Genomic DNA, 21,022 nt, shown 5'->3' with positions numbered 1-21,022 from the left:
AACGTTACGAAATATCCTGCTGAATACCGAATTGCTTCAGCGCACCACTGACAAGCCCCTTGAAGCTGGCGAGACAGCGCTCCTGCGTCAACCCGGAAAAGGCCCCGTACAGATAGTCTAGCAAATCAGCGCGATCATGGTCGGACAAGGTCAGCAGGGCTTCCATGCGCGTGGCCCACTCTTCCGGGTCAAGCCCGTTCACGACAAGTGAGCGGGGCGCTCCCTCCAGACACTCCTTTGCCCCTACGCCGCTTGAGACGAGGGGAATCGTACCGGCAAGCGCCGCCTCGGCCACGGCAATGACGAAGGCGTCATACCGCGCTGGCGCAATGCACAGCGCGGCCCGCGCGAAGACTTCTTCGATGGGAACGTGCCCAAGGCACTGTATCCAGGGCTCGTCCACCTCCAGATATTGCGTACCAGCCCCCGCAAGCAGAAGCGTGACATCCCCCCTTCGGCGGTGCAGGGCCCTGCATGCGGCAATGGCCGCATCCAGCCCCTTGACGTACCCGGCATCCTGTGGCCGGTCTATCACAAAGGCAACCACTGCGCCTCTCCGGATATCGCGCAAGGGACCGAATCTTTCGGGAGCGGAAATGTAGGTCAGGCAGTGCGGGGGCACCGCAATTCTGTCTTCCGGAATGCCTGCCTCGCGTTGCGCATCCGCGGCGACCATCCTGCTTTCTGGCAGAAGCCAGTCCACGGAATCGCGCATGCAGCGCATCCTGAACCGATAGAAGGCCCGTTGCAGGCGCCCCTTCAGCGGCGACAGCCAGAATGCGGGCTCGGGAATGCGAAGCAGCAGACGGGAATTCGGGTAGCGTCGCTTCAGAAACCACCCCACCCAGAACAGCATGCCGCCTTCAACCAGATATGCCCTGGCTTCCGGAATTTCCCTGGAGGTGATCCACGCCTTCAGCAAGAGCCAGAACGGGTTGAGCTTCGACCCGCCCGCAAAACCTCGGAAATCGAAGTTGTAGTCGACATCCGTGACCGACCTGAAAAACATGGACACCTTGGCATTTCGGCCACGATGGATGGCAATCAGCGGATATGTCATGCGCGACTCTTGCCACCCTTTCGGATAACGGCGCCTACGTTTTGGCCCAAACGGCTGCGCAGCCAATCGGGCACCACGGGGTCCAGATACTGGCGGAGGCCTTTGGCGTGGGGCAACACGTGGTAGTTGCACATGAACGTGCAATCGTCACCCTCATGCACCACCGACTGCACCAGCGACCTGAATTCCTGCGGAGAATACTGTTTCCCGTGCTCCACCATATATTCATACGGCGAGAGTCCACGCGCCTTCACATCCCGGGCTATGGACAGTGCCGGCAAGGAACATTTATTCGGCACGTCCACTATCACCCACCGGCTTGCCAGGCGATACTGCTCAGCAAGGGCCTGGGCTGTCTCATCCACGTGTTCAATCACTCCCCAGCTGTATACCGCATCAAATGCACCATCGGGCAGGGGGATGTCACGGATGTCGGCCTGTGTCATGCACACGCCTGCATTGCTACCTATCGCAACTGCCGTGCTCGTCAAGTCAATGCCGAAAAGTTGTATGTCGGGGCGATAGGCCCTGCACAACATCAACCATTGGCAGTTGCCGCTACCAAGCTCACACAACTTGGCGCTCCGGGGCAAATCATCAAGCACCGGCTTGAGAAAACGGGCGAATTTGAACCGCGTTACCTTGTCACAGGGATTGAGCCCGTACACCTGGCTTTGCCACAGCGCCCCCCAGTACGACTCGATATCACTCTTGTAGGGTGTATCCTTCACCAGCAGATACCCTCCCTTGGACAAGGAACGCCGCAGGGCAGTCGTTCCAGTTCGAAAAGAAACTGCTCGGGGCGAAGCAATTCGGCAAGCTTGCCATATTCCGGCTCATTGTTGGCGAGGACCACCAATTCAGCCCCTGAAAGCGCGTCGGACAGGGTCTCCTGCAACAGCGGCGCGGCCTCCTCCAGCCTGGAAAGCAGAAACTTGTGGTTGATACCCTCTGCAAGGGAACGGGAAACGTTGCCGTCATGCACCCGCACCGTGTACCCGTTGCGGATCAGCTTGTGGCACAGTGACAGCTTGGGGCTCAGGCGCACATCGTCCGTACCGCTTTTGAAGCTGACACCAAGGAATGCAACCGTACGTCTCCCCAGCGCGGCGATAAGCTTGAAGGCCTGCTCCACCTGGCGATTGTTGGATGGTTCGATGCTGTCCAGTACGGGGGTCACGATCTCTGCCCTGCGCGCGAGGGCTTGCAGCCCCCTGAGATCCTTGGGCAGGCAGGAACCACCGAATGCATACCCCGGCTTGAGGTAGTACGGCGAAATGTTCAGCACGGCATCCTGGCAGAAGAGGTGCATCACCTCGCGGGCGTTAATGGCGGATCTCTTGCAAATGTTGCCTATTTCGTTTGCAAAACTGATCTTCAGCGCATGCCACGAATTGTTGACGAACTTGATGAGTTCGGCGGCACGAACATCCGTCGCCAGGAATGGGGCGTCCAGATCCTCGTAAAGGCGGCGCATCACCGCCAGCGCTTCGGGCGATTCTCCCCTGGTGCCCACAACGGTGTAGGGGGGATGGAAATAGTCCTGCACGGCCGAGCCTTCCCGCAGGAATTCCGGATTGGCGACGACATCGAAGTGGCGCCCGGCTTGCAGCCCGGAAACACGTTCCATTATCTGGGCAACAAGGTCACAGGTGCCCGGGGGAACCGTACTGCGAATGGCCACGACATGGTACTTGCCCTGCGAAGACAACTTGGAGGCGATGGTATCGGCCACCTTGAACAGGATCGACAGGTCGAGGCTGCCGTCGAAGGCGTTGGGGGTGCCAACGCAGACAAGGGACACGTCCATCCCATCAAGGGTGGGAGGGGCGCTTTCGCAGGCCGAAATGGCCCTCCTGTTTTTCGCCATCAGGGCATCGATGTCTTTTTCGACAATGGTAGGCAAGCCTTGGTTGACCAGGCGCACCTTGTTGGGATCCACGTCGACGCCGTTCACGCTGTGGCCCAGTTCCGCAAGGCAGGCTGTGGCAACGCAGCCCACGTAGCCAAGGCCCCAGACGGCAACATGCAGTTTGCTGTTCTTACAGGTCATGACGCCCAGATGTTCAGACCGCGAGATGCGGTGCATTAGTTACGGGGAGCATTTTCGCGGCGCTCAATGTATTTCATGGCCGCGAAAAGCTCTTCGGCGCTCCAGCAGAGGCAGTAGAGAAGGCCCTTCCAGCCCCCCAGAAACCGCCCCTCTCCTATGTAACGCTTGAAGAAAAGATAAAAAAAAGCCGCCAGCTGCCGCAGCACGATGTGGGGCACGGCATAGTCGCGCCCCTCGCTGATCCAAAGGTCGGCCTTGCGCCCGGAATATACGTTAAGGTCGTGCACGAAGTCATCAACACCCGCCCATGAATCGTGGTGCAGGTTGCCTTCAAGCATGGTCATCGGTCCCGGAACATGTTCGTGCACTGCCGCGAGAAACCTGAGTGATGTTCGCATCAGGATCGGTCGATCGAGGGCAACGCGCGTCGGACGGGAAAAATTCCTGTTGATCCGCCGGCAATTGTACAACGACGATGCGGACTCGCCGGAAACCGCCTTGTGGATGGCCGAGGCGAGCGTGGCGTCGAGATGTTCGTCGGAATCGATGATCACCGCCCAGGGACGCGTGCACTGCTCCAGCGAAAAGTTGCGCTGCGCGGCGAAGTCGCCCGCGAGGGCGCGGGTGAATATGCGGGCGTCGGGCCAGAGCGAACGGATGATTTCCAACGTGCCGTCCGTCGAGTTGTCATCGACGATGACAAGCTCGTCAACGACCCCCTTGAGCGAATTGACGGTGTCGGCAATGGTCCTGCGGTTGTCCCGGGTGAGCACTGTCGCGGAAAGCCTGGCTGCGTGCGACATGTGCTACCAGTTCCCCGGTTCCGCATAGCCACCCGCCGGGCCGTTGGCCGCAATGCGGGCCAGACACGCCTTCAGCATTTTTTCATGGCATGCGACAACGGCCTGCCAGTTGCTGTCGCCCGCCAGAAACCCGGCAAGATTGGCGTCGAACGATCTGTGCCCCGCATCCGGCGACCACAGCGCGGGCCAGCGGGTACCATTCAATTCCGTGCGCTCTTCCACCTCGCGCCCCACCCGCACCCGGATGCGCCCTTTCGGCGATACAACCTCTGCCTCCCACATGCCAGCATCCATGCGGGTAAAGCTGATGCCCGCCTCATCCCCCAGCAGGAAAAGGCCAAGGTCGAAGGCATGCACGCCGTCTGCCCAGTAAACGCCGCCACGCAGCAGATACTGGCGCCACGCCCCATGCTCCATTGCCGGAGCGTATTCGAGGCGCATGTCAATTGTTCCGGAAATTTCGGATATGCCTGCCAATTCGACCAGCTCCGGCAGATGACGCTTGTTCATGCCCGTATTGGGCGGCACGACGAATCGTTCACCCGCCTGGACAATGGCCTTCAGCTCGTCTTCAGCAAGTTCGCACAGGGGCTTTTCAACCCACACCCGGGCAGTGTCCGGCAGCTCACGCATGAAATCCGGATAATCCAGGGGGGATGACGCCAGAAAGAAGGCGTCGAAAGACGGAATGTCCGCCAGGGATTGCAGACACTCCACACCTTGCTTTGCGGCGAAGTTGGCACTGTGGGCTGGCCTGTTGGACATCACGGCGATGCGAAGATCCGGCACCTTCGCGCGGATGCGAGGCAGGACGATGGACTCTATATAGCCGCCTGTTCCGTATATGAGCAGCGATCTCATCGTGTTCCCACCATGCAGCAGCACAGGAAATTCGTTGCGAACCATTGAGGGAAGCGGGCAGCGAGAAAATCTGCAAACGGGGGGCGCCCAAGCCTTTCCCTGATCCCACTGGAAAGATTCATGTTGATTCCCGAAAGGTTAATACTCGCGAATCCCCTTTGCCGCGAACCATCAGCTGCGGAAACCAGATATTGGGAACAAAAATTCATGATATTTCTGGAGTTAAAGAATCGTATGTGTTGTTCGGAGAAAGGATTTCCATGGTGGCCATAGGGAGATGCCTTCAAAAAGGCATCAAGGCGACGCAAATAGAACCCCATGTCATTGGGAACAGAAAATATGAACACACCGCCGTCTTTTAGTACAGCTATACAGTCTTCAACAAGTCGATCCGCCGTGAACAGGTGTTCCAGGACCTCGAAACAAAAAACGATATCAACACTCTTCTCACCGACACGATCCAGCAATTTCGGAGGCAGTCCAACATTCACGTCTGCATGATACGTGTCGTATACACTCTCATATTTTTCGCAAAACTCTTTGGATATATCGATATATATCCCATCGCGAAGTCCTTCGACAGCGCCAAGCGATGAATAGAGACCACCGCCGATATCAATGCACCGTTCCGCGCTGCACAGGCCAGACCCCGAAAGCATTCTGCGTACATGCGCGGAACGAATGGACATGCGCCGTTCCGACATGTGGTGCCCTGCATTGGAATAGAAATCCTGTAGGTAATCGTTCATGCCACCCTCGTTGTGCACGGCAGAAAAATGCCCGAATGACTCTGGCGTGGCCCGCATCCGCACGCCCCCCCCCGGCGGGACAGGGTCAGTTGTTCCACTTGAAGATGTTAACCTGATCGTGCCTGGGCTGAGGATCGGCAGGAGACATGATGTTGATGTGCCCCTCGAGTTGGGAAGACTTGGCATCAAGCAGCGTGAGCCCGCGCGAAATGTTGGCGCGCAGGGTATGCGGAAAGCGTGAAGTATCCACGTCGGCGCAGCCGAATTCGTAGGCCTTGTTCCCGCGCCCGTAGCCGAAGCTCTTGCAGAAGCGCACCGTCATGTACTTGTCTTCCAGGGTGCCCCGGTCCACCTGCAGCGGAGTCTCGCCGACAACCGACAACACGCAGCCCTCATTGGCCGCCTCCAGGTGCGTTTCTATGCCCTGCATGGAGGGTGTGCACACGAGAATCATGTCGTAGCGTTCGCCCATTGAACGGCGCGGAAGGAAGGCATCCGCCAGCGTTGTCGGGGCAGTATCGAACAGCGACACGCGACAGCCTATTGACGTTGCGAACAGTCCCCCGAAGGTGCCGATTATGCCGCCGCCCACAACGAGCACAGAGGGCGTCATGGAGGTGGGCAGACAGTCGCGCGCGTGCAGGACCGCATGAATGGGAACGCTGGCGATGGTGGCAAGCGAAAGCGCGGGCTTGATGGGGCCGCGCTGCTCCGGCAAGGGAAAGACGAAATTCTGCGGCACGGTGACGATGTCTGCGTGTGACGCGTACTCCCCACCCACGTGCACCAGCGTGCCCTGCGGCAATGGCACGTTGACCCGCCTGCCGCAGGCAATGACCTCGCCCACGGCGCTGTAGCCCAGCGGGGAAAGCCCTCGCTTGAGCTTGGCGTAGCGCTCCAGCACCCGCGCGGGAGAGCCGGTCTGCCTGAGCAGGCCCAGCGCCTTGCGCCAGTAATGCCCTGCCTTCAGAATGGCCCCCGTCTTCTGTCCGGCGAGCGTGTTGTGCTCCGTTCCGAAGGACATGGCGGACCAGTGCAGCCGAACCTTGATCGAATGGCTGGTAAGCGGGGGTTCATGTACCTGCAAGAGTTGCAGGTGACTTCTTCGTGCGACGAGTGTTTGCATTACAGCATTCCCATATATTCCCACATAAAATCATACGCTGCTTCCAGCTGCAAGACAACCGGAAGCAAGCGGCGCTCGCCACTCCTCCCGCACATCCTCGGGGCGGCATTGTGTCCGCTTCGGCCAAGCCTGGCGCCGTGCCGTGCATGGCCCCCTTGTCCGCGCAAGGGCACGAGGCGCAGGACACCGGAGGCCGCAGCGACAGGCCGGGGCGGGCGTCACGGACAACCAGCCCCCCCATCCTGCGGCACGACGCAAGCTGATCGCCACAGGCAAGACAGCGCGTCCGCCTGCCAGCACCCACGCACCATCAAGATTAGCCCGGAACATTCCGCGTGCGCGGCCGCCAACCCAGCCCGAGCAGGCCCCCCTGCGCACAGCGGCATTACTGCGGACTAACGCTCCCAATTCGATTGCGACACCGTGGCAATCCGACAGCCCCCCCCCTTGCCCGCCCGCTGGCGGAGCCTCTCCGGATGAGGGGCGGGAGAACACTCTCGCACTTCCAGCACCAATGCCGTGCCCCCGGACGCCCGCGCATACCAGCGCAACGCACGACTACCCGCCAGCAAGACTCGGCCCAACCCAACACCAGCCAAACTCGACTAGCTGGCGGTACGCCAGCACCGACTGCACAAGCCCTGTGCGGATCCCGCGCGGAGATTGGCCCTTGCCTAATAATCTATTTCACGATATCGACTATCGAATTAACACCCATCCACGACGGTCGGCAAGGCGCGTTGCTGGTGGCATGCCGCACCATTCTGGACAGCAAAAAGTTCCTCGCGTGCCACACCGCGATACCATGCTGGCGAATATCAAACATCGCAAAATGCATCGTGGCAACCTATCAACCCACACGACACGCACCATGACATTCCCGTGCGCCACATCCCCGCAGAATGCGCTTATCGACAATGCACCGCATCTGAATGAGCCCGCATGGGCACATAAAAGCGTTGCTCATGACGGGCAATCCCCCCTCATCTCAAAAAACAAACTTGGCCGACCAATACTAATCCGACATATTGTATCCAGATATATTCAATCATATTTCAGGCTGCGCTGCTACGAAAAGATAGTACAGGGATTTTCCGGAAAGCGCATTCTGGATTACGGCGCCGGGTCATGTTCACTCGCGGGATATCTTCTTGAGCAAGGCATCGCACCGCAAGACGCTATCTACGCCTATGAGCCTTCGGCACCATACGCCGCACAAGGGCGCGAGCTCTTTCCCGCATTGAATATTTCGGAAAGCATCAAAGACATGCCGCAGATGGACATAATCCTTCTGGTGTTCGTGATCGGATATGTTCCAGACAAGCGCGAATTTTTCCGGTCACTTTCGCGCCTGAGCAGGCCAGGAACAAGACTGCTGGTCGAAGTGGACAACCAGAAATCCCTGTACAACAAACTGAAGAAAAACATCGACCCTGCATGGAACATTGCCGAGGAAGATTTTTCCGAACACTGGGTTCTGGAGAAACGATGCATGTCACCAGTCGATAGCTTTCCATTCGACATGCACCGGAACACCCCCGTTAAAAACATCCTGAAAATCATGCTTTCCTTGGGGTTGCGCCTGTTCGGAAACGCACAGCACAGCCTGTATGTCTTCAGACCAAAATCCGAACTCGAGGGCTGACCCCCACGCGCTTTGCCGCTCGCGCCATCATGGCGATGCCGGTACGCCCCTCAGCCCCAGGATGCAGTCCGCGAACCGGCGGACCATCACCGCGTTGCTGAAGTTCTTGCGGATGTAGCCTTCAAAATCTTCCGCATCGCGCGCTGCGGCACCGGCACCCAGCCACTGCCGCAGGGCAGCGATGTACGCGTCTTCGGTATCGCACAGCGATCCGTTGCGCCCGTCAAGAATGACCTCTCGCGGGCCGCCCGAGTTGAAAGCCACAACCGGCGTACCCGCCCCGATGGCCTCCATGGTGGTTACCCCGAGGGGTTCGGCGGTGGGCAGGAAGGCAAAGACGGAGGCCTTGCGGTAAAGATGGAACTTCTGCGGCTCGCTGACTCCACCCAGATAGGTGACACCGGGCATGCGTTGCGCAAGGTCGGCCACATAGTCCTGATCGTGGCCCCGGCCAGCGACGACGATGGGCAGGCCTGCCAGAGCCTCGGCCATCGTCTCCAGAAAGCGCAGGTTCTTGTGATGCTCCAGCCGTGAGAGCACAAGGATGAAGCGTTCGGGCAGCCCCCCCATCCATGGCGCATCGTCGGTGATTGTCGGGGCGATCTCCTCGTACAACTGGACGCCGGAATAGATGCGCTCCGGTTCGCCGCCGTACCAGCTGCGGAAACTTTCGGCGGTAAAGCCAGAATTCACGATGCATCGGCCAAAGCGCCGCACCAGGGCCTTGTCCACGGCGTAGAACGCCTTCCAGGCCATGCCGTTTCGGGGGGCCAGCATGGGCATGACCTCGTTGCAGATCCAGGCGCGGGCCGACTCCGGATGCAGCAGGCCGAACAGCCCCACGGGGAATTGCGCGGGATGGTTGTGCGCCACCGTGACGTCCGGCGGTGTGCGCAGCAGGTGCGCCAGCACGCGGGCGCACCATACGGGCTTGCGGCCCGGCAGCACGGTGGGGGCAAAGCCGTCCGGCAGCAGTTCGTGAAAGGTTGTTTCCGGCACGAAGCGGTTCACAAGCAGTTGCACATCGTGGCCGCGCCGCAGCAGCTCCGCGATGATCAGCAGCATCTTGCGCTCCGCGCCGCCGCGTTCCGCCAGATTGGGATGAACGAATGTCAGGCGCATGCCGCCTCGCGGGTCAGCATCGGGCGCGCTCCTCGTGCAAGGGCATGTTGGGCGATGCGGGCCAGTTTTCGAAGGTTGTCGTCGCACAGGCCGTCCCGGATCAGGCCGGAGGCCGGGCAGAAGTGCAGCTGGATATTGATGATGCCCCGCCGTTCGCAAATCAGGTCTACCATGTCGCGCAGAAAGTCCTCGTCCCAGAGTATCGACAAATTCTGCGGGATGAGCACGCAACTGCCCCGGTGACCGGGATGGATGTGACTGCACGCATGCCTCGCATAGTTCAGCCCGTTGGAAGGGCTGGAGAGCGATGCATAGTGGAAGAGCCCGGATTCCGCGACGACATCGGCCAGGTAGCAGTCACCCCGGAGCTGCCCGGCGCTCCATGCTGGCGGCTTGAAACCACGGATGTCGAAAAAGCGCCCCAATTCTTCATACCCTTGGGCCACCAGCCGTGCCGCCCTGGCGGCATCGATGAAATCGAATTCGTAGGCCGCGTAATAGTCCAGGGGCCAGCCCCGCACATGTTCGTAGCCGTGCAGCGCCACCTCCACCGTTCCCCGGCGTTCCATTTCCTGCAAGGCCGCGACAAGGGGGTGGCCTGCCCCGTGGTGTGCCACGGAAAACACCCCGTCGGGCAGCATGTCCGAAACATCGGGCACAAGGCGATAGCGCGGGTTGGGGACGAAGTAGAGCGTGTGGCGCAATTGCGGGTGTTCGTCCGCGAACGCCCGGAACAGCCGCCAGGTTTCGCCGTCGGGGTTGCCACCGGTGTCGCAGGTACCCCGGCTGCCGTCGAGCAGCGACGTGTCGTCAAAGCTGATCAGCAGGGGCGAGGGGGCCGACCCTGTGGGCGTAGCGGGGGCCACGGGTTCGCGCCGAAGCTCCTCCTCGAAGATGGCGGGGGAGAAGGCGCGGCGCGGCGCTACCGGGTACAGGCCCCGGAACAGGTACGAACCGAGCTTGCGGCGTATCCTGAAAAGATCATGTCGCAGGGGCATGCTGTTCCCTGACCACCACGGCCCGGCATCTGTCACCCAGGGGGTGCCAGGCCGCTATGTCCGCTTCTGGCTTGTAGTAGACGGTGGTGTCCGCCCCGGAAAGCGCGGCGAGATGAGCGCCGAAGGAATCCGTGCAGTGCACCGATGCGCTGCCCGCATAGAACAGGGGCAGTTCGTGCAGGGCGAACGTTCCTGCCGCATTGACGAAGCGGGGACTTGCCCCGGCAATGGGCGCGAACAGGGCGCGTTCTTCCGGCGAGCCGCACAGAACTATGGAGTCGCCGGGCAGGCCCTCGGCCAGGGTTCGCCAGAAGTCGGGCGGGAACATTTTCGACGCGCCGCCGCTGCCGGGAATGATCACGTGATAGCAAGGCCCGATGCCCAGCGCATCACGGATGCGCCGCACATCCTCCTCGCGCGCTCCACGCGGGGGCAGACAGCGCAGGGCCTGGAAGTCGGCGTGGCAATCGCACGCGGCCAGTACTTCCAGGTGGTGCTGCACCGCGTGCAGGCCCGGTGTCCAGCATGCCACCGCGTCCAGCAACGGGGCACCCCCTGCCGTGCCGTGTCCGACCGTGAACCGCGCGCCGGAAAGCGCTGCAAGGGAAATCAGGTTGCCCCCGAACGGACGCAGGCACAGGCACAGGTCGTAGCGCTCGGAACGGATGCGCCGCAACGCCTGCCCCCATGTGGACAGGAAGCGCCACAGCTTTGCCGCCAGGCCCTGCCCCCCACGGTTGAGCTGGACGTGATCCACGACGTGGATACGCCCGAAGCACTCCAGCCGTTCGACAAGATCACGCGTCCACGAGCCGCAGACGAGGTCCATGCGGGCGTCCGGGTAGCGGGCCGCCAGCACGGGGACGATGCTGCCGGTCATCAGCACGTCGCCGAGGTGGTCCGGCTTGATCAGCAGTATCCGCTCCACCCGCTCCGGAAGGGTGCGTCGTGCGCGTGGCACAAGGCGCAGCATCGCATCGACGGTGCGCAGCAGGCGTACGGTGAGCGGGTTGTCATACAGATATCCCGCGTTGAGTTGCCGCGTGGCGCCTACTTCCATCGGCGATTTTCCAGCGTGCCGCAGGGAAATACCCACGCGCGCAGGCGGTGCAGTGCATACGCCCCGACGAAGGACAGCGCCGTGCACCAGTATTCGACCAGCAGCCAGGCCCGGCGCAGCATCAGGCCCGGCGACACGACCAGGCCAAGGGCGGGCTTTTCCAGCGACCAGACAAGGCCGAAGCTCATCCAGGCACTGTAGAACGGGTCAGGCTGCGTTGCCCCCTCCACGCCGACAAACAGGCCATCGCGCATGCTGGCGGACAGCTTCTCGCAAATGGCGGGCAGCAGGCCATCGTCTCCGTCAAGGGCAGCCAGCGCAAAGGTATGGGCCCACATGGCGCCGCGCTTGTCGTGATTGTTGGCCCGGTCCCACAGGATATCACCAGATGCATTGAACACGGAACGCAGGGCGCGCCCCCCCTGCCGGACGGCAAGGCGCAGCACCGGCTGCGGGAAATAGTGCAGCAACTGGCGCAGCTGCGCCGTCACCATGGCTTGGTACAGTATGGGCACCGCCAGGCTTTCGAAGTGGTACGGAAAGAAGCCTCGGGGAGATTGATAGCCGAGCGCCCTGCGGATGACGCGTTCGGCAAGGCCCGTGTACATGCGGCGGCGGTTCGACGCCTGCGGCAGCATGTGGGCCACGGCCATCAGGGCCTGCGCGCCAAGAAGATTGGTATTCAGCACCGCGCTCCTGTTGTGCGCGGCCTTGACCAGGGTGCCGTCGTTCTCGGTGCCGTAGATGGCATCGCACGCGGCGACAAGGGCTGGAATATCCGTCCTGTCATTGGCTGCCGCCGCCCGGCGAGCCAGAGCAAGCACGGCGTAGGCTGTCGTGACCAACCCGTAGAACCCCACGGCCTCGTCGTCCGGGCCATAGGCCATCTCGTCCCACAGCCCCTCGCGGTTGCGCAGGCAGAGCAGCAGGCGGCGGCACTGTTCGGCTTCGGGGGCATCGTGCCTGCCGGTTGCGCACAGGGCGAACAGGCAGGCGGCGGGAATCTCGGCGCGCTGCTTGCCGCGTACGGGATCATGGGTGATTCCGTCGCCATTTTCCAGCAGCAGGGCGTGAAAGCCGCCAAGCACGGCGTCGAGCAGTGCTTGCGAATCCGGCAGGGTACTATTGGGGGGCATGGATGGCGACCGTGGCCTGCAAACGCGAGGGTTGGATGTCATGCCGAAACAACAGGCACGGGGAAGGTGCATGCTCGTTCGCACCACGAATCAGCAACGCATTTTTACAAGGTTTGTGCGCATTGTCCAGCAGGGCTGGCTACGGGGTGGGCGGCCCTCGGGCTGGCGGCGGACGATTTCCTCTTCAGCCCTGTCCGCCGGTGATGCGCATGCGTTGCCCGCACGCCATCCGCAATGCACGGCGCACATCAGCCCATGGCAGACCGTAGCCCTGCCCCCGCGGTGATCCGGGACAAAACGAAAAGGCCTTACGGCAATTGCCGTAAGGTCCGTTCATGATTGCATCGCCACAATGCACAACCGGCTTAGCCGTCGGCAAATTCCGCCAGCGAATAGCTGGTACTGCGCCCGCCCGCAGCGTCCTTCACCAGAATGCCGCGCGCCACAAGATCGCTGATGTCGCGCAGGGCCGTATCGGGTGAAGTCATGGCCAACGCCGCCCACTTGGACGTGGTCAGCTTGCCCTCGAACCCGTCCAGCAACCGGTTGATGACCTTGTGCTGGCGCTCGTTCAGGGGCTGCCCGGCCAGCACGTCCCATACCCGTGCCTTGCGCAGCACCGTGGAAAGAATGCGCTCCGCGCCGTCAAAGGCCCTGTCCAGACACTCCAGAAACCACAGCACCCACCCGGTAACGTCCATGTCGCCGCGCTGGGTCTTTTCCAGAATGGCGTAGTAGGCGTTGCGTTCCTGCCGTATCTGTGCGGACAGGCTGTAGAAGCGTTGAGGGCTGCCCTCCGCGCGGGCAAGCTGCATGTCGGCGATGGCGCGGGCCATGCGCCCGTTGCCGTCGTCGAACGGATGCAGGGTGACAAACCACAGGTGTGCGACGGCTGCCTTCAACACCGGGTCGAGCGGCGGCCCGCCATTGAACCAGTCCAGAAATACCGTTGCTTCGGCGGGAAGCCGGGCGGCGGCTGGGGCCTCGAAATGCACCCGCTCGCGCCCCACCGGGCCGGACACCACCTGCATGGGGCCGGTGGCATCGGTACGCCACGCGCCCACGCCAATCCTGCGCATGCCGCTGCGCCCGGTCGGGAACAGGGCGGCATGCCATCCGAACAGCCTGTCCTCGGTCAGCGCAGCCCCGAACTGCTGCGTGGCGTCGAGCATCATCTCCACCACGCCTTCCACGTTTCGGTCGGCAGGCGGCAACGCGCCCACATCCATGCCCAACCGCCGGGCAATGGAGGAGCGCACCTGCTCCCGGTCCAGAGCCTCGCCCTCGATCTCGCTGGATTTCAGCACGTCTTCGGTCAGCGTCCGCAACACGGCTTCTTCGCGCAACGCAAAGCCGAGCGCTTCCATGCGCCCCAAAAGCCGCCCCTGCCGGTGCCGCACGGCAGCCAGCGGCGCGGCCAGGCGCTCGCTATCCCAGCGGAAGGCGGGCCAATCGGGAAATTCATGGATAAAAGGGCACATTCACCGCACCTCGTGCGGAGAATATAGGAGAGATTCGCCGCAGGGGCAAGGGGACCTCACCGGTGAGCAAACAAATAATCCCATCCCAAGCTCCCCCTACGCAACATAGCTATTTACCTTCTTAAATGTGCCCAGCAGCCTCAACAAACCACCACGCAGCATTGCATATCGCTAAATAATTGCCAAGCTTCATCACAACGTGCATCCTTTACTCATTCCGCAACACAAACATACCACCAGTAGCAACGCCAATACCAATTAAAAGGAGCGCCACAGAACATGGCTATTACAACAACAGGTGGAAACATACACTGGAACTACTTCTTAGCACTAGAGCGAGATCTAGAGACAATTTCAAGATATATTGAATTCTCAGATTCGAATTATCGTACATATTCAATTGCTCTTGCACATCTACTTTTAACAACATCATCCGAAGTTGATACTGTAGCAAAAATGCTTTGCAAAAAAGTAAACCAAGAAAAAAAATACGCTGGCATAAACACATACAGAGACGACGTAATAGATTTAATACCTGGAATAGCAGACACACAAGTTTTTATGCACAGATACGGTCTCACATTTATCCCATGGAAGAAATGGAAGCACGGGGAAAATCCCGCATGGTGGAACGATCATCAAAAAGTCAAACATGAACGCGACACAAACTTTAATAAAGCAACGCTCCAAAATGCCATAAACTCACTTGGAGCACTACTAATATTAACAATTCACTACTACAGAATATCAGCACAAAGACAAATTAATACAAAAAACGCACTAAAAGACACAACGATAGATCTCAAACCAGAGTCTATCCTATTGAGACTAGCGGATGACTGCTATTATGAAACCGTCGTTTCATAACAAATTGAAGGCCCCATGAGTTTCCTCATGAGGCCTTCAAATATGGTTGCGGGGGCCGGATTTGAACCGACGACCTTCGGGTTATGAGCCCGACGAGCTACCGAGCTGCTCCACCCCGCGTCACCTGCGGAATTCGGATCCGGCGGCGTGGGCTGGGCCTTGCCGTCGGGTCGTTAGAAGTATGCCCGCAGCCACCCGGTGTCAACAGAAAACTGGAGAAACATCAAAGAAGAAGAACAACACGCCGACACAGCAGGATAAAAATTTCGCGGGAACCTGCTTTTTCGCGCAGACCTGGCGGCGCTGTCCGCCAGCCCCCCGTCGTTTCACCGGGCAAACCGGCACGTCCGCTCTTCAAATCTCGCCCTGCTACCCCCGCAGCACCTTCAGTTCCGCCGTCAGCGGGCCGTCTTCCGGGGCGCTGACCACGGCGTAGCCGCCCGCACCCAGCGCGCCGGGGTTCACCACCACGGTGCGGCCGATGCGGTCCACCGCCCGCGATTCGTGGATGTGCCCGCACAGGCACACGTCCGGCTGCACCGTCTCTATGAACGCCCGCACCGCCGGGCTGCCCACGTGCGCGCCGTTGCCAAGCTTGTCGCACAGGCTGTCCTTGGGCGGGGTGTGCACGGCCAGCACCAGCCGGGACCAGCGGCCCGCCTCGGCCCGCAGCGCGTCCAGCCATTCGGCCAGCCGCGCTTCCGGCACCTCGCTGGGCGTGCCGAAGGGAGTGGGCGTGGAATAGCCCGCGCCCAGCAGGCCCACGCCGGGGGCCAGTTCGCGCGCGGCGCGGTGGATGTTCCAGCCGCGCCCGTCCAGCCAGTCGGTCACCTCGGCCTTGTCCATGTTGCCGATCTGGGCGTGGATGGCCGGGTTGCGCGCGACAATGGCCGACAGCACGCGCTCGGCCTGGCGCACGCCGCCAACCACGGTGATGTCCCCGGTAATGATCACGCCCGCCGCCTCGGACAGGCCGGGAATGTCCGAGATGGGCGAAACGTCGTCGTGGATGTCGCCGAACGCTATCCAGTAGGGTGCGCTTTGCATGCGATGCCTTCCTTGTTAGATTGCGCGACGGAGAGGGCGTATGAAATGGGGTTGCTGCCTGATTGCGGCCCGATTGCCGCTCGGTTGTCAGCTGGACGCCGCCCGCGTCCGCACTTTACACCACGCACCCGCCACCTGACAAAACTCTCCGCAGGCCGCAGCGGCCCCGCCCACCCGCCACGCCGCTGCGGCAAGGCATGCGGACTGACCGGCGGTGAAAGGCCAGCGCCAGTAAGTCCGCTTCAGGGCTGCTTCATTATTTCTCGGCCCCTGCGGTTCCCCAACACCAGGCAGCGCACACCCTGAAACTTGCCCCGGCACCCCACATGACGCACCCAACCCCGCCAGACGTCGAAGCCCGACAGGCCCTGCGCCACGCCATGCTGGCCCGCCGCGCCGCGCTGCCCCCCGACGAGGCCGCCCGCCTGGGTGATGCCGCGCAAAATGCCTTGCTGGCGTCACCGACATGGCAGGCCGCCCGACAGGTGCTGCTGTACGTGGCCGTGCGCAACGAAACCGCCACCGCCCGCCTGCTGGATGCCGCCTGGGCGGACGGCAAGCAGGTGCTGCTGCCGCGCTGCGTGACGCCTGCGTCCGCGTCCCCCGCGCCCCCCGCGTCCCCCACGTCCCCCACAACCGGCCCCGCACCCTCCGCAACTGGCGCCGCCGTCCCCACCGCCAACTGCGACAACGAGATGTGCCTGGCCCCCTGCGCCTGCGCGGCGGACCTCAAACCCGGACGCTACGGCATCGCGGAACCGGACCCCACCCGCTGCCCGGCCATCGACATGAATGCCGAGCCCGGCCATGCGTCCGCCTTTGCGCCAGACCTCGCCATCATCCCCGGCGTGGCCTTCGACCGGCAAGGCAACCGCCTTGGCCACGGCGCGGGCTACTACGACCGATTCCTGGCCCACCCGGCCATGGCCCGCACCGCGCTGGTGGGGCTGGCCTACGCGTTCCAGATCGTACCGGCGCTGCCCGTGGCCCCATGGGACCGCCCCGTCCATGCACTGTGCACCGAGGAGGGACTGACATGGCTGTAACCACCCCGTCGCTGGCCTTTCCGCCGCTTTCCCGTACCGGCGCCCCCGCCGCCAATCCCGATGACGTAACCCCGCGTTGCATCCGCTTCGCCTTTCCGGGCGTGCCGGGGGTGCAGTGCGCCTTCCAGACCCGACGCGGCGGCATCTCCGATGGTCCGTGGGCCGGGGGCAACATTTCCTACGAGGTGGGCGACGACTCCGCCGCCGTGGCCGCCAACCGCGCAGCCCTGGCCGCCAGCCTGGACCTGTCCGAATGGGTGGAGGCCAAACAGGTACACGGCGATGCCCTAATCATCGACCCGGAACCGGTGCAACTGGCCGCCGCGCTGGCCGCAACCCCTGTGGCCCAGGCCGACGGCCTTGCCACCTCGCGCCCCGGCGTGGGTCTGGTCATCAAGACGGCGGACTGCCAGCCCATCCTGCTGGCGCATGAAAGCGGCAAGTACGTGGCCGCGCTGCACGCCGGGTGGCGGGGCAACCGCATCGGCTTTCCGCAATCGGGCGTGCGCGCCTTTTGCGAGCGCTACGGATTTCCCCCGCGCGAGGTGCTGGCCGTGCGCGGCCCCAGCCTTGGCCCGGCGGCGGCGGAATTCGTCAACTTCGCCACGGAATGGGGGCAGGACTTCGCCCGCTGGTTCCGCTCGGCCAGCCGCACCATGGACCTGTGGACGCTGACCCGCCACCAGCTTGCCGAGGCGGGCCTGCTGCCGGAACGCATCTACGGGCTGGACTTGTGCACCCACACCCTGCCCGACGACTTCTTCTCCTACCGCCGCGCCGCCACCACCGGACGGCAGGCGTCCATCATCTGGATGGAGGGGTAGCCCGGCCCGGCACCACCGGACGCCGCACCACCACCGCATGCGCATCCTGCTTGCCGACAATCACGACAGCTTCACGCGCAACCTCGAACATCTGCTGGTGGCCGCCACCGGCTGTGTGCCCACAGTAGTCCCGGTAGATCGGCTGGATGCGGTCACGGACGGCTGGCCCCATGCGACCGATGGCCCGGCCCCCGCAGCCCCCGCAACCCACTGGGACCTGCTGGTAATCTCACCCGGCCCCGGCACGCCGGAGGAATATCCGCAGTACGCGCCGCTGCTGGGCGGCGAGGTCACGCGGGTGCACAAACCGCACGCAGCGGATGGAGGGGCGCAGGCCCACCCGCCTGCTGATTCGCCCGCTGGTCAGGCCGCCGGTTCGTCCGCCGAGCAGGCTGCCGAGCAGATCGCAACCGCCGGTCCGTCCCCCAACCAGTCCGCAGCCGCGCCCACCGCCACGGCATCTCTCCCGTGTGTCCAATCCTGCCCCGTGCCGGTCCCCGTGCTGGGCATCTGCCTTGGCCTGCAAATCATCAACGCCCATTTCGGCGGGGTCACCGCGCCGCTGCCCGGGTGCGTGCACGGCAAGCCGGACACGCTGCACTACGCCGGGCAGGTCCGCACCGTGGCCCGCTACCATTCGCTGCACCTGTCCGCCATGGGCGCGGGCATGCGCGTGCTGGCCCGCAACGGGCAAGGCGTGGTCATGGCCGCCCGGCACCAATGCCTGCCCCTGCTGGGCTACCAGTTTCACCCCGAATCGTTCCTCACCCCGGACGGGGTGTGGTGGATACGCCATGCGTTGCATGCTCTCGGCCTGCGCTGACGCCGACGTCTTCGCGTCCTTCGCCCTGGCCTGCGCCCGGCAGGGCGCCGACCTGCTGTTGTGTCACCCCGACCCCGGTCACGGGGATGCAGACGGGGCGGATGCCCCGTGTGCTGGCGCCGCCCCATCCGGCCAGCCTTCCGGCACCGCCGACGTAACCGGCGCCCCCCACATCCACACCGCCATGCCCCCCGGCTGGACGGTCTGGCCCGGTGGCGAGGCGCAAGGCCCGTGCTGTCTCGTCGGCATCGGCCCGCGTCAGGAACTGTGCCTGGGCGATCCCGCGTCCGACACTCTTCCCCCGGATCATGAACCCGGCCCGCACACCGACGCCGCGCTGGCCGCCTTCCTCGGCCTGCCGACTCCCGCAGGTACGCATACCGTCACGCCCACCCGCGACACGTCTCCCCTTCCCTGGCAGCCCGCCCGTGCCGACCACGACATCGCCCTCGGCTTTCTGGCCTACACCTACGGCCTGCCGCGCTTCGGCATCCGCAGCGCCAAGCCCCGCGTGCTGCCGCACGCCCTGCTCCGCCGCTATCACGCCGTGGCCCGCTGGAATCCGGCCACCGGCGCGCTGACCCTGTCCGTGCACCCGGATGCGCCGCCGGACCTGACCGCCCGCTGCGCCCGCCAGCTGACGGACGCCCCCCGGCACGTCGCCTTCATCGCCCCCAACGGTTGTGTGGTGCAGCCCCCCTCGCTGGACCGCGCCGGGTACACGGCGGGCGTGCGCGAGATACTGCGCCGCATCCGACAGGGCGATACCTACCAGTGCAACCTGTCCACCCGCTTCGGCCTGCATGCGCCGGGGCTGGACCCGGCGGCCCTGTCGCTGCACCTGTGGCGCACCCGGCCCGCGCCCTTTCACGGGCTGTTCCGCATTGGCGCGCGCCACGTGGTGTCCGCCTCGCCGGAACGGTTCCTGCGCGTGGATGCGCCGGGCAACGGCCCGGCCCGCGTGCTGTCGCAGCCCATCAAGGGCACCCTGGCCTTCGGCCCCGGCACGCCGCATCCCGTCTGGCACCCCGGCCTGCCGGGCCTGCTGGCCGCCACCCCAAAGGAGCGCGCCGAACTGTCCATGATCGTGGACCTGGTGCGCAACGACATCTCCGCCGACTGCGCCCACGGCAGCGTGGCCGTGGCCCGGCACTGCGCCACCTTTCGCGTGGGCGGCGGGGCCAGCGGCCTCGTGCAGATGTATTCCGACGTCATCGGCACCCTGCGGCCCGACCGCACCTGTCTGGACCTGCTGCTGTCCGCCTTTCCCGGCGGCTCGGTGACCGGCTGCCCCAAGCGGCGCACGCTGGCCATCATCGAGGCCGGGGAACCCCACAGCCGCGAGGTGTACTGCGGCAGCCTGCTGGCCATCGCCGACGCCCGCACCATGGATGCCTCCATCGCCATCCGCACCGGCTGGCACGACGCGACGACGGGCCGCTTCGAGCATTGCGCGGGCAGCGGCATCGTCGTGGACTCGGACCCGGAAAGCGAATACGAAGAAACATGGGCCAAGGGAGCCAACTTCCGGGAGGTATGTGCATGATCCACTGGCGGGGCGGCGCGCTGCACGAGGGCGGGGTACGGCTGGACATCGGCAGTCCGGCCTTCCGGTACGGGGCCGGGTTCTTCGAAACCATCCTGTGGAACGGGCACGGTCCCAGCCGCCTGGATGCGCATCTGGCGCGCTTGCAGGCCAGCCTGGACCACTTCGGCCTAGTGGCCGAACCCGTGGACTACCCGGCGGTCATCGCGGAAGTGGTGCACGCCAACGGCCTTGCCGGGCGGCAGGCGCGGGTGAACATCATCACCCCGCTGGAGGACGAGGACGCGGCCATGGCCCCGCTTGTCACCGCCGCCCCCTACGACCCGCCCGCGCCCGACCGCACCTACAGCCTGCGCCTGGCGCCACCCGCCACGCTGGGTTCGCTGGCCCTGCACAAGTCCATGAACTACATGCTCTGCTATCTGGAACGCAGGGCCGCCCGCGCCCTGGGTCAGGACGACGCCGTACTCACCCAGCCCGGCGGCATCGTGACCGAGGCCACCACCGCCGCGCTGCTGTTCGGCGACGGCGACTGCTTCTGCACCCCTACGGGCGGCTGCCGCCTGCCCAGCACCACCCTGGCCGCCGTGCGCGAGCTGCTGCCCGTGCGCGACTGCACCGTGCGCGCCGGAGAACTGCGCGCCTTCCGCCACGCCTACCTGCTGAACTCGCTGCAAGGCATGCGCCCGGTCACGGTCATCGGCTCGCATGCCTTCACGCCCGATTTCGCCACCTGCGAGCGGTGCAATCCGGTGTTGCTGGGGGAATAAGCAAG

General features: G+C 63.4%; 20 protein-coding genes and 1 tRNA gene. 7 read left to right on the top strand and 14 right to left on the bottom strand.

The genetic code is table 11. The features are described from left to right. Positions 1-4: 4 nt before the first annotated feature. From ABWO17_RS12835 to ABWO17_RS12805, 7 genes are all read right to left on the bottom strand, one after another. Positions 5-1,060: a glycosyltransferase gene (locus ABWO17_RS12835; RefSeq protein WP_353119139.1), complete on the bottom strand. Its 1,056-nt coding sequence runs from the start codon at positions 1,058-1,060 to the stop codon at positions 5-7. Then, positions 1,057-1,791, bottom strand: coding sequence for a class I SAM-dependent methyltransferase (locus ABWO17_RS12830; RefSeq protein WP_353119137.1), 735 nt, complete (start codon positions 1,789-1,791; stop codon positions 1,057-1,059). The genes ABWO17_RS12835 and ABWO17_RS12830 overlap by 4 nt, the downstream gene beginning before the upstream one ends. After that, positions 1,788-3,113 carry a nucleotide sugar dehydrogenase gene (locus ABWO17_RS12825; RefSeq protein WP_353119135.1) on the bottom strand — a complete coding sequence of 442 codons (1,326 nt, stop codon included), beginning with the start codon at positions 3,111-3,113 and terminating at the stop codon, positions 1,788-1,790. The genes ABWO17_RS12830 and ABWO17_RS12825 overlap by 4 nt, the downstream gene beginning before the upstream one ends. A gap of 35 nt (positions 3,114-3,148) precedes the next feature. After that, the gene (locus ABWO17_RS12820) at positions 3,149-3,916 is read right to left on the bottom strand and encodes a glycosyltransferase family 2 protein (RefSeq protein ID WP_353119133.1); all 768 of its coding nucleotides are present in this window, start codon (positions 3,914-3,916) and stop codon (positions 3,149-3,151) included. Positions 3,917-3,919: 3 nt separating this feature from the next. Further along, positions 3,920-4,822 carry a Gfo/Idh/MocA family oxidoreductase gene (locus ABWO17_RS12815; RefSeq protein WP_353119131.1) on the bottom strand — a complete coding sequence of 301 codons (903 nt, stop codon included), beginning with the start codon at positions 4,820-4,822 and terminating at the stop codon, positions 3,920-3,922. After that, a complete protein-coding gene (locus ABWO17_RS12810; protein WP_353119129.1) occupies positions 4,774-5,526 on the bottom strand; it encodes a class I SAM-dependent methyltransferase in 753 nt (250 codons plus the stop codon). The genes ABWO17_RS12815 and ABWO17_RS12810 overlap by 49 nt, the downstream gene beginning before the upstream one ends. An 85-nt stretch (positions 5,527-5,611) precedes the next feature. Then, positions 5,612-6,652: an MDR/zinc-dependent alcohol dehydrogenase-like family protein gene (locus ABWO17_RS12805; protein WP_353119127.1), complete on the bottom strand. Its 1,041-nt coding sequence runs from the start codon at positions 6,650-6,652 to the stop codon at positions 5,612-5,614. A 670-nt stretch (positions 6,653-7,322) separates the two neighbouring features. Between ABWO17_RS12805 and ABWO17_RS12800 the strand changes: the two genes are divergently transcribed. Then, positions 7,323-8,297 (top strand): class I SAM-dependent methyltransferase, encoded by a 975-nt coding sequence (locus tag ABWO17_RS12800; RefSeq protein ID WP_353119125.1) that lies wholly within the window; start codon positions 7,323-7,325, stop codon positions 8,295-8,297. Positions 8,298-8,324: 27 nt separating this feature from the next. Here ABWO17_RS12800 and ABWO17_RS12795 read toward each other — a convergent pair whose 3' ends face one another. The 5 genes from ABWO17_RS12795 to ABWO17_RS12775 form a co-directional block, all read right to left on the bottom strand. Further along, the gene (locus tag ABWO17_RS12795; RefSeq protein WP_353119123.1) at positions 8,325-9,419 is read right to left on the bottom strand and encodes a glycosyltransferase family 4 protein; all 1,095 of its coding nucleotides are present in this window, start codon (positions 9,417-9,419) and stop codon (positions 8,325-8,327) included. Beyond that, positions 9,410-10,417, bottom strand: a complete 1,008-nt coding sequence (locus ABWO17_RS12790) for a DUF2334 domain-containing protein (protein ID WP_353119121.1) — start codon at positions 10,415-10,417, stop codon at positions 9,410-9,412. Before ABWO17_RS12790 ends, ABWO17_RS12795 begins: the two co-directional genes overlap by 10 nt. Next, positions 10,401-11,477: a glycosyltransferase family 9 protein gene (locus tag ABWO17_RS12785; protein ID WP_353119119.1), complete on the bottom strand. Its 1,077-nt coding sequence runs from the start codon at positions 11,475-11,477 to the stop codon at positions 10,401-10,403. The genes ABWO17_RS12790 and ABWO17_RS12785 overlap by 17 nt, the downstream gene beginning before the upstream one ends. Next, positions 11,468-12,613, bottom strand: a complete 1,146-nt coding sequence (locus tag ABWO17_RS12780) for a hypothetical protein (protein ID WP_353119118.1) — start codon at positions 12,611-12,613, stop codon at positions 11,468-11,470. Before ABWO17_RS12780 ends, ABWO17_RS12785 begins: the two co-directional genes overlap by 10 nt. A 365-nt stretch (positions 12,614-12,978) precedes the next feature. Further along, complete coding sequence (locus ABWO17_RS12775) at positions 12,979-14,094, bottom strand: Fic family protein (protein ID WP_353119116.1); 1,116 nt, start codon at positions 14,092-14,094, stop codon at positions 12,979-12,981. Positions 14,095-14,373: 279 nt separating this feature from the next. Between ABWO17_RS12775 and ABWO17_RS12770 the strand changes: the two genes are divergently transcribed. Further along, a complete protein-coding gene (locus ABWO17_RS12770) occupies positions 14,374-14,961 on the top strand; it encodes a hypothetical protein (protein WP_353119114.1) in 588 nt (195 codons plus the stop codon). A gap of 43 nt (positions 14,962-15,004) precedes the next feature. Here ABWO17_RS12770 and ABWO17_RS12765 read toward each other — a convergent pair. Both ABWO17_RS12765 and ABWO17_RS12760 read right to left on the bottom strand, forming a co-directional pair. Then, positions 15,005-15,081: transfer RNA gene (locus ABWO17_RS12765), tRNA-Met, on the bottom strand. Positions 15,082-15,330: 249 nt separating this feature from the next. Then, the gene (locus ABWO17_RS12760) at positions 15,331-16,008 is read right to left on the bottom strand and encodes a metallophosphoesterase family protein (protein WP_353119113.1); all 678 of its coding nucleotides are present in this window, start codon (positions 16,006-16,008) and stop codon (positions 15,331-15,333) included. A gap of 326 nt (positions 16,009-16,334) precedes the next feature. Here ABWO17_RS12760 and ABWO17_RS12755 point away from each other — a divergent pair, with 326 nt between their 5' ends. The 5 genes from ABWO17_RS12755 to ABWO17_RS12735 are packed head-to-tail and all read left to right on the top strand — an operon-like array spanning position 16,335 to position 21,017. Further along, positions 16,335-17,054, top strand: a complete 720-nt coding sequence (locus ABWO17_RS12755) for a 5-formyltetrahydrofolate cyclo-ligase (RefSeq protein ID WP_353119111.1) — start codon at positions 16,335-16,337, stop codon at positions 17,052-17,054. Then, entirely contained in the window at positions 17,045-17,878 is an 834-nt protein-coding gene (locus ABWO17_RS12750) for a purine nucleoside phosphorylase YfiH/LACC1 family protein (RefSeq protein WP_353119109.1), read from the top strand. Before ABWO17_RS12755 ends, ABWO17_RS12750 begins: the two co-directional genes overlap by 10 nt. Before the next feature lie 37 nt (positions 17,879-17,915). Continuing rightward, positions 17,916-18,701: a glutamine amidotransferase-related protein gene (locus ABWO17_RS12745; protein WP_353119107.1), complete on the top strand. Its 786-nt coding sequence runs from the start codon at positions 17,916-17,918 to the stop codon at positions 18,699-18,701. Next, positions 18,673-20,247, top strand: coding sequence for a chorismate-binding protein (locus ABWO17_RS12740; protein WP_353119105.1), 1,575 nt, complete (start codon positions 18,673-18,675; stop codon positions 20,245-20,247). The genes ABWO17_RS12745 and ABWO17_RS12740 overlap by 29 nt, the downstream gene beginning before the upstream one ends. Next, positions 20,244-21,017: an aminotransferase class IV gene (locus ABWO17_RS12735; protein WP_353119103.1), complete on the top strand. Its 774-nt coding sequence runs from the start codon at positions 20,244-20,246 to the stop codon at positions 21,015-21,017. The genes ABWO17_RS12740 and ABWO17_RS12735 overlap by 4 nt, the downstream gene beginning before the upstream one ends. Positions 21,018-21,022: the final 5 nt, after the last annotated feature.

The organism is Nitratidesulfovibrio sp. (assembly GCF_040373385.1).
Classification (GTDB): domain Bacteria; phylum Desulfobacterota; class Desulfovibrionia; order Desulfovibrionales; family Desulfovibrionaceae; genus Cupidesulfovibrio.
The sequence above is the reverse complement of the archived record's forward strand: the minus strand, read 5'-3'. Positions and strand labels throughout refer to the sequence as shown.

Excerpts from the sequence above, each read along its gene's own strand:
- ABWO17_RS12755 (WP_353119111.1), top strand. The coding sequence starts at position 16,335 with ATGACGCACCCAACCCCGCCAGACGTCGAAGCCCGACAGGCCCTGCGC.
- ABWO17_RS12770 (WP_353119114.1), top strand. The coding sequence starts at position 14,374 with ATGGCTATTACAACAACAGGTGGAAACATACACTGGAACTACTTCTTA.
- ABWO17_RS12835 (WP_353119139.1), bottom strand. The coding sequence starts at position 1,060 with ATGACATATCCGCTGATTGCCATCCATCGTGGCCGAAATGCCAAGGTG.
- ABWO17_RS12810 (WP_353119129.1), bottom strand. The coding sequence starts at position 5,526 with ATGAACGATTACCTACAGGATTTCTATTCCAATGCAGGGCACCACATG.
- ABWO17_RS12735 (WP_353119103.1), top strand. The coding sequence starts at position 20,244 with ATGATCCACTGGCGGGGCGGCGCGCTGCACGAGGGCGGGGTACGGCTG.
- ABWO17_RS12785 (WP_353119119.1), bottom strand. The coding sequence starts at position 11,477 with ATGGAAGTAGGCGCCACGCGGCAACTCAACGCGGGATATCTGTATGAC.
- ABWO17_RS12780 (WP_353119118.1), bottom strand. The coding sequence starts at position 12,613 with ATGCCCCCCAATAGTACCCTGCCGGATTCGCAAGCACTGCTCGACGCC.
- ABWO17_RS12805 (WP_353119127.1), bottom strand. The coding sequence starts at position 6,652 with ATGCAAACACTCGTCGCACGAAGAAGTCACCTGCAACTCTTGCAGGTA.
- ABWO17_RS12815 (WP_353119131.1), bottom strand. The coding sequence starts at position 4,822 with ATGGTTCGCAACGAATTTCCTGTGCTGCTGCATGGTGGGAACACGATG.
- ABWO17_RS12795 (WP_353119123.1), bottom strand. The coding sequence starts at position 9,419 with ATGCGCCTGACATTCGTTCATCCCAATCTGGCGGAACGCGGCGGCGCG.
- ABWO17_RS12775 (WP_353119116.1), bottom strand. The coding sequence starts at position 14,094 with ATGTGCCCTTTTATCCATGAATTTCCCGATTGGCCCGCCTTCCGCTGG.
- ABWO17_RS12760 (WP_353119113.1), bottom strand. The coding sequence starts at position 16,008 with ATGCAAAGCGCACCCTACTGGATAGCGTTCGGCGACATCCACGACGAC.
- ABWO17_RS12745 (WP_353119107.1), top strand. The coding sequence starts at position 17,916 with ATGCGCATCCTGCTTGCCGACAATCACGACAGCTTCACGCGCAACCTC.
- ABWO17_RS12790 (WP_353119121.1), bottom strand. The coding sequence starts at position 10,417 with ATGCCCCTGCGACATGATCTTTTCAGGATACGCCGCAAGCTCGGTTCG.
- ABWO17_RS12750 (WP_353119109.1), top strand. The coding sequence starts at position 17,045 with ATGGCTGTAACCACCCCGTCGCTGGCCTTTCCGCCGCTTTCCCGTACC.
- ABWO17_RS12820 (WP_353119133.1), bottom strand. The coding sequence starts at position 3,916 with ATGTCGCACGCAGCCAGGCTTTCCGCGACAGTGCTCACCCGGGACAAC.
- ABWO17_RS12825 (WP_353119135.1), bottom strand. The coding sequence starts at position 3,113 with ATGACCTGTAAGAACAGCAAACTGCATGTTGCCGTCTGGGGCCTTGGC.
- ABWO17_RS12740 (WP_353119105.1), top strand. The coding sequence starts at position 18,673 with ATGCGTTGCATGCTCTCGGCCTGCGCTGACGCCGACGTCTTCGCGTCC.